The organism is Pantoea sp. VS1 (assembly GCF_002207995.1).
Classification (GTDB): Bacteria; Pseudomonadota; Gammaproteobacteria; order Enterobacterales; family Enterobacteriaceae; genus Pantoea; species Pantoea dispersa.
On the sequence record NZ_NHZE01000045.1, the window covers coordinates 26,952 to 42,750 of the forward strand.

At 58.6% G+C, this 15,799-nt stretch carries 14 protein-coding genes; 3 read left to right on the forward strand and 11 right to left on the reverse strand.

The window, feature by feature from the left end:
• The first annotated feature begins 50 nt into the window (after positions 1 to 50).
• On the forward strand, positions 51 to 947 hold the full coding sequence (locus CBW22_RS16920; RefSeq protein WP_088517256.1) for an SDR family oxidoreductase: 897 nt from the start codon (positions 51 to 53) through the stop codon (positions 945 to 947).
• Between the two features lie 223 nt (positions 948 to 1,170).
• On the opposite strand, the gene CBW22_RS16925 is transcribed toward CBW22_RS16920, so the two are convergent.
• The 4 genes from CBW22_RS16925 to CBW22_RS16940 form a co-directional block, all read right to left on the reverse strand.
• A complete protein-coding gene (locus CBW22_RS16925; RefSeq protein ID WP_088517257.1) occupies positions 1,171 to 2,409 on the reverse strand; it encodes an aromatic amino acid transporter in 1,239 nt (412 codons plus the stop codon).
• 158 nt (positions 2,410 to 2,567) lie between these two features.
• Positions 2,568 to 3,578: a Gfo/Idh/MocA family protein gene (locus CBW22_RS16930; protein ID WP_058776359.1), complete on the reverse strand. Its 1,011-nt coding sequence runs from the start codon at positions 3,576 to 3,578 to the stop codon at positions 2,568 to 2,570.
• A gap of 31 nt (positions 3,579 to 3,609) precedes the next feature.
• Positions 3,610 to 4,431: a TIM barrel protein gene (locus CBW22_RS16935; RefSeq protein WP_058781498.1), complete on the reverse strand. Its 822-nt coding sequence runs from the start codon at positions 4,429 to 4,431 to the stop codon at positions 3,610 to 3,612.
• A gap of 136 nt (positions 4,432 to 4,567) precedes the next feature.
• On the reverse strand, positions 4,568 to 6,013 hold the full coding sequence (locus CBW22_RS16940; RefSeq protein WP_088517258.1) for a sugar porter family MFS transporter: 1,446 nt from the start codon (positions 6,011 to 6,013) through the stop codon (positions 4,568 to 4,570).
• Between the two features lie 317 nt (positions 6,014 to 6,330).
• Between CBW22_RS16940 and CBW22_RS16945 the strand changes: the two genes are divergently transcribed.
• Complete coding sequence (locus CBW22_RS16945) at positions 6,331 to 7,674, forward strand: MFS transporter (RefSeq protein WP_088517259.1); 1,344 nt, start codon at positions 6,331 to 6,333, stop codon at positions 7,672 to 7,674.
• A 3-nt stretch (positions 7,675 to 7,677) separates the two neighbouring features.
• On the opposite strand, the gene arnF is transcribed toward CBW22_RS16945, so the two are convergent.
• Genes arnF through arnB form a run of 7 tightly spaced genes read right to left on the reverse strand, consistent with a single transcriptional unit; the run spans position 7,678 to position 15,022 of the window.
• Positions 7,678 to 8,040, reverse strand: coding sequence for a 4-amino-4-deoxy-L-arabinose-phosphoundecaprenol flippase subunit ArnF (arnF, locus tag CBW22_RS16950; RefSeq protein ID WP_021509384.1), 363 nt, complete (start codon positions 8,038 to 8,040; stop codon positions 7,678 to 7,680).
• Positions 8,037 to 8,357: a 4-amino-4-deoxy-L-arabinose-phosphoundecaprenol flippase subunit ArnE gene (arnE, locus tag CBW22_RS16955; RefSeq protein WP_088517260.1), complete on the reverse strand. Its 321-nt coding sequence runs from the start codon at positions 8,355 to 8,357 to the stop codon at positions 8,037 to 8,039. The genes arnF and arnE overlap by 4 nt, the downstream gene beginning before the upstream one ends.
• Positions 8,354 to 10,021, reverse strand: a complete 1,668-nt coding sequence (arnT, locus tag CBW22_RS16960; protein WP_441339119.1) for a lipid IV(A) 4-amino-4-deoxy-L-arabinosyltransferase — start codon at positions 10,019 to 10,021, stop codon at positions 8,354 to 8,356. Before arnT ends, arnE begins: the two co-directional genes overlap by 4 nt.
• Before the next feature lie 19 nt (positions 10,022 to 10,040).
• Positions 10,041 to 10,925: a 4-deoxy-4-formamido-L-arabinose-phosphoundecaprenol deformylase gene (arnD, locus tag CBW22_RS16965; protein ID WP_088517261.1), complete on the reverse strand. Its 885-nt coding sequence runs from the start codon at positions 10,923 to 10,925 to the stop codon at positions 10,041 to 10,043.
• On the reverse strand, positions 10,922 to 12,901 hold the full coding sequence (gene arnA, locus CBW22_RS16970) for a bifunctional UDP-4-amino-4-deoxy-L-arabinose formyltransferase/UDP-glucuronic acid oxidase ArnA (protein ID WP_088517262.1): 1,980 nt from the start codon (positions 12,899 to 12,901) through the stop codon (positions 10,922 to 10,924). Before arnA ends, arnD begins: the two co-directional genes overlap by 4 nt.
• Positions 12,898 to 13,884, reverse strand: a complete 987-nt coding sequence (arnC, locus tag CBW22_RS16975; RefSeq protein ID WP_088517263.1) for an undecaprenyl-phosphate 4-deoxy-4-formamido-L-arabinose transferase — start codon at positions 13,882 to 13,884, stop codon at positions 12,898 to 12,900. The genes arnA and arnC overlap by 4 nt, the downstream gene beginning before the upstream one ends.
• Before the next feature lies 1 nt (position 13,885).
• Positions 13,886 to 15,022, reverse strand: coding sequence for a UDP-4-amino-4-deoxy-L-arabinose aminotransferase (arnB, locus tag CBW22_RS16980; RefSeq protein WP_088517264.1), 1,137 nt, complete (start codon positions 15,020 to 15,022; stop codon positions 13,886 to 13,888).
• Between the two features lie 457 nt (positions 15,023 to 15,479).
• Between arnB and CBW22_RS16985 the strand changes: the two genes are divergently transcribed.
• Complete coding sequence (locus CBW22_RS16985; protein ID WP_227746467.1) at positions 15,480 to 15,695, forward strand: hypothetical protein; 216 nt, start codon at positions 15,480 to 15,482, stop codon at positions 15,693 to 15,695.
• Positions 15,696 to 15,799: the final 104 nt, after the last annotated feature.

The following is a 15,799-nucleotide window of genomic DNA, read 5'->3' on the forward strand; positions in this document are numbered from 1 at the left end:
TAAAAGATCCGCGCTTACGCTGTCGCACTAAATCACTCAGGAGACAGGCTATGCGTATTTTTATAACGGGTGCGACGGGCTTTATCGGCTCACGCGTAGTATCGGCCCTGCAGGCTCGCGGCCATCAGGTGACCGGTCTTGTACGTTCAGAAGAAGCAGCTCAGCAGTTAAACGATAAGGGCGCGACAGCCCAGCGCGGTACGCTGGAAGATCCCCAGGCGTGGAATGCCGGCATTGACCAATGTGATGCGGTGATCCACACCGCTTTCGATCATGATTTCAGCCGTTTTGTCGAAAATTGCGAAAAAGACCGCCGCGTTATTCGCGCGATTGGCTCTGTATTGCAGGGCAGTCAGCGTCCGCTGCTCATCACTTCTGGTACCGGAATGGGTGATGACGGCAGCGGCCAGCCCGCTCTTGAGCAGAATTTCAACCCGGCACACCCTAACCCACGCGTCGCCTCGGAGCTGGAAGGTACTAAGCTCCTTGAATCGGGAATCGATCTGCGTGTGGTGCGTTTACCTCAGGTTCACAACACCGAACGTCAGGGATTAATCAGCTATTACATCGCTCTTGCCAGGGAGAAAGGCGCGGCAGCTTATATCGGCGGAGGTGAAAACGCCTGGTGCGCGGCACACGTTGATGACGTCGCCAGGCTGTACGTAAAAGTGCTTGAGCAAGGCGAACGCGGCAAACGGTATCATGCGGTAGCAGAGGAAAGCATTGCCTCACGGCTGATTGCTGAAACCGTGGCAGCAGGCCTGGGGATTCCTGCCGTTTCGCTGAAACCCGACCAGGCCGCGGAGCATTTCGGCTGGTTCGCCGCTTTCGCCAGGCTGGATCTGCGTGCCAGCGGTGCCTGGACGCGTCAGCAGCTCAACTGGCAGCCCAAAGGACCGGGTCTTATCGCTGACTTGAGCAGAGTGAATTATTCAACCCAGTCGTAGCCCCAGCGCCGGGTAGCGGCGCAATTCATCGCGCAATTTACAACGCTGCGGCGGATGGATTCGCGCGATAAATCGCGCCGCTACGAGCTGGTGCTGTGACCGTAAGCGGTGCAATTTATCGCACAATCTACAACGGCGCGGCGGATGGATTAGCGCGATAAATCGCGCCGCTACGATACGAATAGTGTGCAGCCTTACCTCTGAACCCCACGGCTCTCGCTACTCAGGCCGCAGCAAATTGCGGTAACACACCCAGCCAGCTCAGTGTCCATGCCAGCACATTCAGCGCGCCGAAAAGCAGTACCAGGCCAATCGCCAGTGGCGTACGCGGCCGATCGGCGAAGCGCTGTTGCGCACGCCGCGCCAGCAGCGCCGGAATAATCACCGCCCACAGCGTGGCAAACAGGCCGGCAAAACCGATGGCGGCGACGAAGCCATGTGGCCACCACAGCGAAGCGAGCAGCGGCGGCAAAAATGTCAGGCAGGCGGTTTGCAGCCGCGCGCGCGGGGAATGCCCCCAGCCGAGGCGGTCGGCGATGAAATCAAACAGGCCTGCCGTCACGCCGAGGAATGAGGCAATCACCGCAAAATGTGAGAACACCGACATCATCAGCGACAACGCGCGCACGTGCAGATGATCGCGCAGCGCGGCCATCAGCGCGGCAATATCTCCACCCTGCTGCACGATGTCAGGAAACACAGCGCGCGGCAAATTTCCCATGGTGCAGACAATCCAGAACAGGTACAGCGCCAGCGACATCAGCGTGCCCAGCACCAGCGCGCGCGTCACCGGCGACTCGCGGCGCTGATAATAACTCACCAGCCCGGTGATGTTACCGTGATAGCCAAAAGAGGCCAGACAGAACGGCAGCACGCCCAGCGCGTAAGGCCAGTAGCTGTCTCCCGGCGCGGCGGCAGCGAACAGCGAGGGCACGTCAACCTGGGTTAACAGCCCGCCGAACAGCAAAATCAATAGCAGGATTTTTGCCAGCACGCAGAACGTCATTAAACGACTGACGCCGGTGGTGCCGAGCCACACCACGGCGGCGACACACAACGTCAGCGCGATTTTGGCCCCGGCGGTTGAGAGCGGCACGCCAAGCTGATTCAGCGAGTGCTGGTAAACCGGACCGCTGGCTGAGATATAGGCGTAGGTGAGAATGCCCAGCACAAACAGGATGCTGAGGCCATTGATGCTGGCCCAGCCGCGCCCAAGCAAATCGCGCGTCAGCGTATCGTAGCCCGCGCCTGGCGGATAATGCAGGCTGACACGCATAAACAGCAGCCCGGAGAGCAGCATTGCGCCCCAGCTTATGCCCAGCAGCAGCAGCGCCCAGCCAAACCACGCCCCGGCCATCACGATCGGCAACGTAAACATACCGGCGCCCACTACCGTCCCACAGATGATCATGGCGCCCCACCATACCGAGGGCTGGCGGCGCGCCATTACGCTCTCCGTCATCACACTTTTCCTTGCACAACATAAAGGCGGCGATGATACACGGGATCGCTAACAAATGTGAGGCGCGGGCGGTGACTGACGGGAAGACAGCTGTCAACAGGTGACAATGTCACATAAAGGCGCACCGGTCAGGGTGCGCCAGCCGCGATGTGGCGGGATTAGCGATAAAAAGCCGGACGTGGCGGCATGGTAATCGGGACAATGTCACCGTTGTTCTGTGCCGCGACACAGGCATCGGCCGCCACGGCGGCGGCATAGCCGTCCCACGCCGACGGGCCTGTCATATTGCCCGACAGCACGTTGTTGATGAAATCCTGCAGCTCAACGTCATACGCAGCGATAAAACGTTTTTTCCAGTCGGTCAGAATGCCGGTGGAGAGCTGCGCCGCGTGGCGGGTCTGTACCGACATTGGTTCAGGCAGGCGGGCAATGCCGCTCTCGCCAACCACCTCACACTGAATGTCGTAACCATAGGCGCAGTTAACGAAGATCTCGACATCAATGCGGATGCCCTTCGCGGTTTCCAGCAGCACAATCTGCGGGTCCTTCAGGTGCGATGACGCGTGGCGGGTCTTGCGTGGGTAAATCACCTGCGCACTGACGTAATCATCGTTCAGCAGCCAGCGCAGCACGTCGAGTTCATGGATCAGCGTATCGGTGATCGCCATATCGGTGGTGTAAGCATCGCCGACCGCCGGATTGCGGTGCGCGCAGTGCAGCATCAGCGGCTCACCCAGGGTGCCGCCGTCGATAACTGCTTTCAGCGCGCGATAGCCGCTGTCGTACGGTCGCATAAAACCCACCTGCACCAGTTTTTTGCCTGCGGCAATTTCCGCTTCGACAATATTCATACAGCCCTGCGCGGTCACTGCCAGTGGCTTCTCGCAGAATACCGCTTTGCCGGCTTTGATGGCTGCCAGCACAAACTCTTCATGCGTCGGGCCCCACGAGGTAACCAGAATGGCCTGCACCTCCGGCGCGGCGATTAAATCGTGCGCGTTGTCGTAAATCTCCGCCTGCAAGCCGAGCTCGCTAATCACCTGCTCACAGTTGCTGCGATTGATATCATTAAGCGCGACCACGCGCGCATGCTGCAGCACCTGGCTGCAACGACGAATGTGTTCACGGCCGATAGCGCCAGTGCCGATTACACCAATATTGAGTGTCATGCGAGGTTCCTTCAGCAAAATGCCGGATTGGTTAGTGGTTGAGGTAGTCAATGCTGCTGCGAATTTCGCGCGCAATATCCTCAGCGCTCCAGCTCTCCATCACCGACGAAAACGGCTCGAAAGCATAAACACCGCGATAGCCCATCTCTTCCAGGCGCTGCACCTGCTCGCGGGATTTCAGCAGGTCATCCGCGCTCAGCATGATGCGCTCTTCGTCGGTGAGTTGATGAGTCGGGCGCGCATCCGTTACGCCAGAGAGATGCACCAGGCCGATGTGATTCACGTCTACACCACCGGCGAAATCCTGTTCAGCGCCTTCGTACAGGTGATGATGGAAGGTATCCAGCACGATGTTAAACGGCACACCGGCCTGAGCGATGAGCTGCTGCGCCAGCGCGGCCGAGCGCAGTGAACTCTGCGGAAAACCGAGCGGTTCAACCAGCCCGGCAACACCATATTCGGCAAACAGCGGCGCCAGGGTTTGCAGCGCCTGTACGGTTTGCTCATTACTCACCGGCGTCCCATCATTGAGCGGACAGAGCACCAGCGCTTTCGCCCCGGTGGCGCGCGCATCGGCTAACAGCGCGCGCGTTTTTTCCAGCACCGCATCATCTAACTGATTGAAGGGATACACCGCGTTGATGGTTTCGATCTCAAGCTGATGCTGCGCTGCCAGACGACGCACCTCCTCACCGCCTGCGCCGTCGGTCACGCTGCCGCTTTTCATATCATTGCGTATTTCAACTTTATTTAATCCCAGCTGTTCCACCAGCGCGAAGAATTCCGCCATGCTGAGATGAGGGGCAATTTTACGGTTAACACAGAATCGGTCACTGCTTATTTTGTAGGTCATGATCTTTCCTGGATAATAATCACTGGGTAAGGTTCTGTTTGCTGCAAGGTACTGACATGCCCTGATAGTAAGTTATCTTTTTTGCCCGCTCTGCGGCTTCTTTGAGTGATTTACATCAGCCTGAGCGCCCTCACATTTAGCCTTTGCCGTCATACAGTTCATAGAAATAGTGTTCGACCTGTTCCAGGCTGCGCCCTTTGGTTTCCGGGATAGCGCGCAGTACAAACAGGGCGCCGCCGATCCCGATCACGGCGAAGGTGAGAAACGCCCCGGCCAGGCCAAAGGCGGCCAGCAACAGCGGGAAGGCCATGGAAATGGCGAAGTTGGCAATCCACAAGGCAAAAACGGCACCGCCCATGCAAATGCCGCGCATGCGCGCCGGGAAGATTTCCGACAGCAGCAACCAGGTGACCGGTGACAGCGCGCCCTGCTGAAAACATAAAAACATCAGCATTCCGGCCAGTACCAGATAGGCCCGCAGCAGATTAACCGCACCACCGGCGTGATACTCCGGCATAAGCAGGCACACCGTGGCGATAAAGAACAGGCAGGCGGTACAGCCCATCTGCCCAATCAGCACCAGCGGACGACGACCAACCTTACCGATTATCACGATTCCCACCAGCGTCATGATTACGGAGATCACGCCGTTGGCGATGGTGGCGAACAACGCCGCATCGTTGCTCAGACCGGTAGCAGTAAGCATGGTTGGCGCGTAGTACATGATGGTATTCACACCGGTCAGCTGCTGGATGGCGGCAATGCCAATTCCCAGTAAAAACACTTTGCGCAGCCATGGCGTGCGCAAATCACGCAGGCGACCTTTGCCTTGCTGGCGATGCTCTTCGATGGTCTCTTCGATCTCCTCCAGCTCCCACTCTACGTCCTCCGCCGCCCGGGTTTTCTCCAGCACCCTGCGCGCGCCAGCGGTGTTGCCGCGCATGACGTGCCAGCGTGGACTTTCCGGCATAAAGATCATGCCGATCCACAACAGCACGGCGGGTACGGTGGAGATGGCCAGCATCCAGCGCCAGGTATGTTCGCCACCCCAGATTTCATTGAAAGTCGCATTGGAGACATAGGCCAGCAGCTGGCCAGAAACAATCATCAGCTCCTGCAGCGTCACCAGTTGGCCGCGTTTATTCGCCGGAGCAATTTCCGTGATATACACCGGCACCGTGGCAGCCGCCCCGCCAACGGCAATACCAAGAAACAGGCGTGACGCAATCATCGTCACCACATCAGGTGCGAAGGCAGAGCCGACCGCGCCGAGGGCAAAAATAAAGGCCAGCGTGATGATGATTTTGCGGCGCCCGAGGGCATCCGCGAAGTGCCCTGCCAGCAGCGCGCCAAAGGCAGCGCCAAACAACAGTGAACTGGTCACCAGCCCGGTAGTGAACGGCGTGAGATGCAAATCGCTGCGCATGAACAGCAGCGCACCGGATACCACGCCGGTATCGTAACCAAACAGCAGCCCGCCGAGTGTCGCCACCAGCGCGATGATTTTTACGAAGGGTTCGGTTTTTGTTGTGCTGTTGGGGCCGGACGCGGGGTTGGTGGAGAGATAAAGTTCTTTTTCCATAATACCTCCTGGTAAAAAATGCGTTAGGAAAAGCATCAGAACAGAGCAGCGCGTCCAGGCTATCGGCATTTTTATTTCATGTTAATTTATATTTGAAATCTGCTTTTCAAATTGTGAGTTCAAGCCTTTTGACCGGTTTATTTTGATGGATTTACATCAGCCGAAATAAGGAAAATGGAGATTGGGCGAGGTGGTTATTGAAGCGCAGCAGATCGGCCCCTTTACGCCGGGAGTCGCCACGCTTTGTGATCAATCGCGCAACAACTGCACAAACCTTCTTGTATGGTAGTCGCTCTTTAACCTCTTCAGGATTTGTCATGGCCTCTTCAACTGTTGCTCAATCTGATACCGCTGAAGCTCACCCTAAATCAGTGATCCGCCGCGTCGCCAGCGCCTCGGCGATAGGCACGGCGGCAGAGTATTACGACTTTTTCGCTTACGGTACGGCAGCGGTACTGTTCTTTGGCCATCTGTTCTTTCCCAGCCACGATCCGCTGGTCAGCACACTCGCTGCCTTCGCCACTTATGCGGTGGGCTTCCTCGCACGTCCCATTGGCGGCATGGTGTTTGGGCACATCGGCGACAAAGTGGGACGCAAAAAGGCGCTGGTGGCGACCATCCTGATCGTGGGCCTTGGCACGTTCTGCATTGGCCTGTTGCCAACCTACGAAAAAATTGGCGTCTGGGCCCCGGTATTACTGATTGCCATCCGTTTGCTGCAGGGGTTTGGTGTCGGTGGCGAGCAGGCGGGCGCGGTATTAATGACGGCCGAATATGCGCAGCCTTCCCGGCGCGGTTTCTTTGCCAGTTGGGTGCAGATTGGTGCTCCGGTCGGGTTTCTGCTGCCGCTGGCGCTGTTCGCTGTGCTTAATGCCGCGCTGAGCACGGAGCAGATGATGGACTGGGGCTGGCGCGTGCCTTTTCTGCTCAGCGCGCTGCTGGTGATTGTCGGCCTGTTTATTCGCCTGCGCATTGATGAATCGCCGGTCTTCGCCGCCATTCGTGAAACCAAAGCGGCAGAATCCAGGCCGTTAAAAGAGGTGCTGCGTGGTAATCCGCGGCTGGTGGTCAACGGCGTGGCAGCGAAACTGATCGAAGCCTGCGCCTTCGCCCTGTTTACCGTCATCATCCTTGCCTGGGGTAAGGCTAATCAGCTTGATGCCGGCATTTTGATGAACAGTATGATCGTCGCGGTGATCCTCGAAGTACTGGCGATCCCGCTGATGGGTGCCCTTTCCGACCGCATCGGTCGCAAGCCGGTTTACCTGATCGGCACGCTGCTGATCATGCTCTCGATCGTGCCCTTTTTTCTCGCGCTGGCGCACAACAGCTACTGGCTCACGCAGCTGGCGATGATCGTGGCGCTGACGCTGGGTCACAGCATGTGTTATGCCCCGCAGGCGTCATGGTTCCCCGAACTGTTTCCCACGCACATTCGCTGCAGCGGTATCGCGGTGATCTGGCAGATCGGTTCGCTGATCGGCAGCGGCGTACTCGGACTGGTGGCGGTGAAGATTCTGCAGGTGACCCACGGCCACTGGTATGGTCTGGCGCTGTATGTTGCAGTGCTGGGGGTGATTTCTTTGTTCGGCCTGCTGCGTTTGCCGGAAACGGCGCCAGGCCGCCGCCAGGGTGAATATCACCCGTGGCAGCAGCATTAACGGTTAACGGCGCGGCAGCGCCACGCACAGCAGGCCGCAGACGATCAATATGACGCCAGCAAGACTGCTCCAGCGGAAGGTTTCATGCAAGGCTGGCAGGGAAATGGCGGCCAGCCACACCAGCACATAGCTCAGACTGAGCAGCGGATAGAGCCGGTTGAGCGGCAGCCGCCGCAGTGCCAGCAGCCAGCACAGCATTGAGCAGCCGTAGGCGGCCAGTCCGCCGATTAACGGTATCAGGCCGTGCTGCCACGGTAGCGCGGTCCATGTATCCAGCGGTGGCAGCGCGAGCATCGCCGTGCGCAGCAGCAGCTGCGCCAGCGACACCAGCAGCACGCTGGCCAGCGCCAGCAGCCAGCCCTTCACAGATGGCTCCCCATCAGCGCCACCCCGGCAACGATCGCCAGCGTACCCAGCCACTGCCGCCGCGTGTAGGTCTCACGCCAGATGACGCGCGCCGCCACCGCCACCAGCACAAAATTCAGGCTCAGCATCGGGTAAGCCACGCTGACCGGCACGGTGCGCAACACCACCAGCCACAGCAACATCGCCGTCCCCAGCAGCAGCAGGCTGAGCCCCAGCCAGCCGAACAGGCGGTGCCCGCCGCAGTGGGCCGCCTGTTTCTGGCACAGCTGGGCGGCACAACTGAGCAGGCTTACCAGCAGGATCAGCAGCAGATTCATGGTGTCGCGTTGTAGCCGTAGTAGACCAGCCGTCCCTGCTGATACACATCATCCGGCACCGGCAGATGCGCATCCGCTTGCTTTTCGTCAGAATTCAGCAGCAGCACCAGTGCCACCGGACCCTGTCGGCGATGCAGGCGCAGCCAGTCAGCGAAGGCTTCCCCGTCGACGTAGCGCGTTTTTGCATCGGGATAACCCAGTCCGTACTCCAGCTCACCTTTTTCATCGAAGAAAGTGATATCGCTGCGGCGCAATTCCCATGCGAGCGCAGAAGCGATGCCGGAATTGTCCACCACCAGATAGCGGCTCTGCGCCAGCTGAGGCCGAACGGCGCTGACGAAACTCTGCGGCTGTTTGCTGTCACGTACCTTTTGCGGGATAGCCAACCCGACCAGCAGCGCCAGGGCCAGCGGGCAAAGCGCAGCCAGTTGCCAGCGGCCTGTTTTCAGGCTTAACAAGCCCATCACCGCCCAGCCGGCAAATGCCAGCGCAGCGCACACTACCCGCAGCAACTCATCGCGCGCGTACACCGGATGGTGCGCCAGCCCCCAGGGTGCCAGCACCACCACGACCAGCAGCGTGGCAACCAGACCAAACAGCAGGTTGATCCAGCCATTTACCGCCAACGCCTGTTTCAGGCGCGCGGTGTTACCGTGCGCATAGTGCGCCATCAACAACGCCAGCGGCGCAAAGCACGGCAGGATATAGGTCGGCAGTTTACCTTTGGCGATGCTAAAGAACAGCAGCGGCAGTACAACCCAGCTAAGTAAATAGATCGCGGCAGCGTGCTGCTGACGCTGACGCCATGCGCCGCTCAGCGCGCCCGGCAGCAGGCCGAGCCACGGCAGACAGCCTGCCACCAACACCGGCAGGTAATACCAGAACGGGGCTTTGTGCTGCGCATCGCTCTCCGCGAAGCGCTGAATATGTTCGACCCAGAAGAAGTAGTGCCAGAAATCGCCTTCCTGATGCTGAATGGACAGCGCCCAGGGCGCGCTGATCGCCGCCGCCACCAGCACAGTAAGCGGGCCCCAGCGCAGCAGTTCGCCAAAACGTCGTTGCCAGAGCACCCAGGGCACAATCGCCAGCACCGGCACCGCCAGCGCCAGAAAACCTTTGGTCATGAACCCTATGGCACAGGCCGCGCCGAGCAGCACATACCCCGTCAGCCGCTGTGAGGTACTGTGCGCCTGCGCAGCAAACCAAAAGCTGCACATCGCCGCCACCAGCCACAGCAGCAGAATCGGATCGAGCACGGCGTAAGTGCCGATGCCATAAACCAGCAGCGAGGTAAGAAAGATCACGCTGGCGGTGAGCGCTATTTTGCGGCTGGCGAACATCCGCTTGCCCAGCCAGTAGATCAGCAGGGCACTCAGCGTGGTACAGATAATCGCACCGGCGCGCACGCCAAAATTATTATGCCCAAATAACAGCTGGCCAAGATTATTGACCCAGTAACCGGCAATCGGCTTCTCGAAGTAGCGCAAATCAAAAAAATGCGGCACCACCCAGTTACCGCTCAGCAGCATCTCGCGGCTAATTTCGGCATAGCGGGTTTCATCCGGCTGCCAGAGGTCGCGGAATGGCACCGGGATCAGATAATAGAGAGCAAAAAGCGCTATCAGCAGCACTATGCGGGTGCGGCCGCGCATCGGTGTTTCCATACTTGGGTCCTGTAAAATGTTAACTCTGGCAACCCAGCCAGCCTTCCCGGCCGGCAATGTGCCCGCGCACCACATGGCCCTGCGGCAGCGTACTGAGATCGTCCGGCAGCAGCTCGCTCAGCGGACAAAACCGGATGCCCTGCTGCTGCGCGCGCGTCAGCAGATCGGCAAAAGCAGGCAAACCGACGATGCCTTCGACCTCTGCGTGAATGGTATAGACCGGCGTACCGCTGGCGGCATGCATCTGCGCGAGGATAAAGTCGTTAAAACCCTCCGCGCTGACCTGCTGACCCACCACTTCATCCCACGTCGGCAGGGTTACCGGAATTTGTACCGTGCCGAAGCTGCCATCGTTGAGGCGCGGAATGAACGGCCCGCTGCCGCGGCAGTCGCTGTTATAGCGAAAGCCAAACGGCTGCTTGGCATCCAGTACCCGGCTGTCGGCGCGCCAGCCTGCCACTGCAGAGCAGGTGACACTGTCACCCAAAATGGCTTCCAGCGCCGCTTTACCGCGCGCAATCTGCGCATTCAGCTGCTGTGGCGACCAGACGCCAGCCCAGGTCTGCCAGGCAAAGTGATCCCACGCATGCAACCCCACTTCATGGTGATCTGCCGTGGCGCGAATAATCGAAGCCAGCCCTTTACCTATTTCGCGGCCCGGCCAGGCGGTACCGGCCAGTAAAATATCCCAGCCGTACAGCGAGGCCGCGCGCGAACGCAGCATTTTCCACAGAAAGCGCGGCTTCATCAGGCGCCACAGGTGGCGCCCCATGTTGTCCGGCCCGACGCTGAAGAAGAAGCTGGCCTGCAGCTGATGCAGGCTGAACTGCTGCAGCAGCGCCGGTACGCCCAGTTGCGTGCCGCGCCAGGTATCGACATCAACACGCAAACCCACTCGCTTCATGGCTTTTCCTGTAGCTCAACGGTGCGCAGGAAGAAGTCCAGCGTGTTATCGATGGTGGTATCCATCGCCACGGTTGGCGTCCAGTCGAGCAGGCGGCGGGCGTTTTTAATCGACGGCTTGCGGTGCTCCACGTCCTGATAGCCCTTGCCATAGTAGCTGCTGCTCTCTACCTCACGGAAACCGGCAAACGGCGGGAAGCGATCGCGCAGCGGGTGGCGCTCAAAGCTGGCCAGCAGGTGTTCCGCCAGCTCTTTGATACTGGCTTCGTTCTCCGGGTTACCAATGTTAACGATCTGGCCATCGCAGTTGTTGTGTTTGTTCTCGATAATGCGGAACAGCGCTTCGATGCCGTCGCGAATATCGGTGAAACAGCGCTTCTGCGCGCCACCGTCGATCAGCTTGATCGGCGAGCCTTCCACCAGATTAAGGATCAACTGGGTGATGGCGCGAGAACTGCCGATACGCGCGGCGTTGAGGTTATCCAGACGCGGGCCCATCCAGTTAAACGGACGGAACAGCGTAAAGCGCAACCCCTCTTTTTCGCCATAGGCCCACAGCACCCGGTCCAGCAGCTGTTTCGACACTGAATAGATCCAGCGCTGTTTATTGATCGGTCCGACCACCAGGTTAGAGTGATCCTCGTCGAAATGCTGATCGGTGCACATACCGTACACTTCGGAGGTCGACGGGAAAATGATGCGCTTTTTATACTTCACGCAGTCACGAATAATCTTCAGGTTCTCTTCGAAATCCAGCTCGAATACGCGTAGTGGATTACGGGTATATTCGATCGGCGTGGCGATCGCCACCAGCGGCAGCACCACGTCACATTTCTTGATGTGATATTCAATCCATTCAGAGTGGATGCTGATATCCCCTTCGACGAAGTGGAAGCGCGGTTCATCCAGGAAGCGGCTGATGGCATCGGAACCGATATCCAGGCCATAAACCTCAAAGTTATCATCCTGCAGCAGGCGTTCGGTGAGATGGTTGCCGATAAAGCCGTTTACGCCGAGAATCAGCACCCGCGTGCGGCGTTTCACCGCAGCAACCGGCTGCGAATAGAGCAGCGCACCCGGTACCATGCCCAGACTCTGCGCCAGCTGGCTGCCGTTCATGTAAACACCGTTGTCGCTCTGCCCGGTGACCACTTCGAGCGCGCCCTCGCCGCAGGCAATCAGGAACGGCTCAACCGACAGCACCGTGCCCGGTTTGGCGCTGGGCGCATCCTGGTGCAGCCGCCCTTTCCACACCACAAATTTCACCGTGCCGGCATACGCAAACGCACCTGGCCAGGGATCGGTGACTGCACGCACCAGGTTATTCACTTTAGCCGCCGGCAGCTCCCAGTTGATGCGGCCATCCTCCGGCGTGCGGCGACCAACCACGGTCGCTTCCGCGTCGTTCTGCGGCGTGGCGGCAATCTCACCGCGCTTCATCGGCGGCAACGCGCCTTCCAGCAGCTGGCCGGCGCAGGCCACCAGCTTACGGTGCAGCGTCAGCGCATTATCCTGCGGGTCAATCGCCACGCGCTGCTGCGCCACAATGTCGCCGGCATCGGCACGTTTCACCATGCGGTGCAGCGTCACGCCAGTCTCCGTCTCACCGTTGACCAGCACCCAGTTAAGCGGCGCACGACCACGGTATTTCGGCAGCAGCGAACCGTGCAGGTTAAACGCGCCAACCCGCGCGCAGTTCAGAATGGTGTCGCTCAGCAGGGCGCGATAATAAAACGAGAAGATAAAGTCCGGCTGCATGGTGCGGATGCGATCCACCCACAGCGGATGGTTAGCATCTTCCGGCGCATAAACCGGAATGCCCTGCTCAGCCGCGAGGCGTGCTACCGAAGGAAACGCATGGCTCTCCGGCGAGGTGTCCGCATGGGTAAAGATGGCACTGATTTCATAGCCTGCGTTCAGCAGCGCAGTTATGCCTGCACAGCCCATTTCGGCATAGGCGAAGACGATAGTTTTCATTGCTTAATTTCCTGTACAGACGGGGCATCTTGTTGCGGATGGATAACACGTTGAATGAAGTAGCGCGGACGGGCGCGTACGTCGTTATAAATACGACCGATGTATTCGCCCAGCAGGCCCATGCCGACAAACTGCGCGCCGACAAAAATAAACAGCACGGCAAACAGCATGAACACACCGTCACCGGCCCAGCTGGCACCGAGGAACAGGCGCAGCACAATCAGGATCAGAGAAAAGGCGAAACCGGCCAGCGCGATTAAGCTGCCGACGATACTCAGCAGACGCAGCGGCGTGGTGGTCAGGCAGGTCACCAGGTCATACATCAGGTTGATCAGCTTCATGAAGCTGTATTTGGAGTCGCCAAACTCACGCTCGGCATGCGTAACCGGCAGTTCAATGGTGCGGCGCGCGAAGGTGTTCGCCAGAATCGGGATAAAGGTGCTGCGTTCGTGGCAGTTGAGCATCGCATCAACAATGTGGCGGCGATAGGCGCGCAGCATGCAGCCATAATCGCCCATGGCTTTGCCGGTCACGCGCTGAATCAGGTGGTTGATGGTGCGTGAAGCGCGGCGACGGAACCAGCTGTCCTGACGGTTCTGACGCACGGTGCCGACCACGTCGTAGCCCTGCTGCGCGGCTTTGACCAGATTGGGGATCTCTTCCGGCGGGTTTTGCAGATCGGCATCCAGCGTAATGAGCACATCACCGGAAACATGGCTGAAACCGGCCATAATCGCCGAGTGTTGCCCATAGTTGCGATTCAGCAGCACGCCGACCACGTGACTGCCCGGCATATCCGCCGCATCGGCGATCATCTGCGCGGAGCGGTCGGCGCTGCCGTCATCCACCAGTAAGATTTCATAGTCAAGACCGAGCGTGCGGCAGGCAGCGTCGGTACGGCGCACCAGCTCCGGCAGGCTCTGTTCTTCGTTGTACACCGGGATCACCACGGAGACTTTGCGAATCGGTTTTTCTTCCAGCATCTCAGGCTCCCGCAAGGTGGCGTAAGGCAGCAATCACACGCGTTACATCGTCATCGTGCATGTCGGGGAACAGGGGCAGCGAGCAGATACGTTCACTGTTCCATTCGGTGGCCGGCAGCGAGATCTGCGGATAGCGTTCACGGTAATACTTGTGGGTATGCGCGGCGCGGAAATGCAGGCCGGTGCCGATGTCATGGATTTTCAACTGCTCCATTAGCGCATCGCGGCTAATACCGCAGCGCGCTTCGTCCACGCGAATGATAAACAGATGCCACGCATGCTGATGCGGCCACGCCGGCTGCACCAGCGGCAGCAACGGCGTATCTGCCAGCTCGCGCAAATAGCGCGCGGCGATGGCCTGGCGACGTGCATTGATGGCCGGCAACTTTTGCAGCTGCACCAGCGCAATCGCGGCGTTGATGTCTGGCAGGTTGTATTTAAAACCGGGCATGATCACTTCGGCCTGCGGTTTGCGGCCATGGGTATGACGATCGTAGGCATCGACGCCGAGGCCGTGGAATTTCAGGCTGCGCAGGCGGTCAGCCAGCTGCGCGTCATCGGTCACCACGATGCCACCTTCGGCGCAGGTGATGTTTTTGATGGCGTGCAGCGAAAAGATCGCCGTGCCCTGCTGGCCAACGTGCCGGCCTTTGTAGTAGCAACCTACCGCGTGGGCGGCATCTTCTATCAGTGGGATATTGTGGCGCGCGCTGACGGCGCGAAGGGCGTCGATATCCGCCGGCGCACCGGCATAGTGAACCGGCACGATGGCGCGGGTGCGCGGCGTAATAGCCGCTTCGATCTGTTCTGCGCTCACCATCAGGTTATCGCGATCCACATCGATCATCACCGGCGTCGCGCCCAGCAGCGTAATAATATTGAGCGTGGAAACCCAGGTCAGCGACGGGGTGATCACCTCGTCGCCGGGCTGGATACCCAGCGCCATCAACGTGACGTGCATGCCTGCTGTGGCGGAGCTGACAGCAATAGCATGCTGGTTGCCGGTGAGCTGACAAAACGCCTGCTCCAGCGCAGCATTCTGCGGTCCGGTGGTAATCCAGCCCGATGCAAATACCGCCTGCACCGCGGCCAGTTCTTCCTCACCCAATGCCGGGCGCGAAAACGGAAGGAAACTCATAAGATAACCTTACTGTTGTGCCTGAAAACATGCTGAAAAATAAAACAAGCGTTATTGCCGCGCATGACAACCTGATGAAACACGCTGTAACCTTTTGTTTAAACGTTGCTTAAACGGGTACATTCACAGGGCTGCTGTCATATGCGCGCAATAAAACTTAAGCAGGTCTGTTTTATCGCTATAAGAAACCAAAATACGGGGGAAAACTTAACTGAACATTAAATGGCAAAGCGGCACGCTGACTTTTTTACGTGATGTTGAAGATTGGTAGAAGATTACGCGCCGGGGCCGGAAATCAGCATCGGGTCAGACATCATGGGTCGGCTTGTCGACACACGGCAATTAAAGTGGCTATTTTTCAATGCATTAACTAAGAGACTATACTGTTCTTAAGGTTATCCTAAGGTTGGCTGCTTATTCTTGCCTGGGATAGTGACGCCAGAGGCTGGACAGGAGAATGATGATGAGAACCGCGACTGACAGACTTTCACAGGCAGCACTACGCCGGCATCACATTGGCGTGAAAACAAAAGGATTGCGTTTCCGCGGTGAGCTGTATGTGTTTCGCTATAACGCCGGCCATTACGACGTGTTTCGCAACAGCGAATGGGTGATGTCGCTCGCCACCAGCAATGTGCTGGAAGCCATGCAGCAGTTTAAACAGAGCCAGTAAATTCGCTGGCTCATTGATTGGATTAGTATCTGTCTCCGCTGGCGTATTGGTTAGAATGTTGCCAGTCTCAGCTGGCCCATCGATTGGATTTTTGCCTGTCTTCG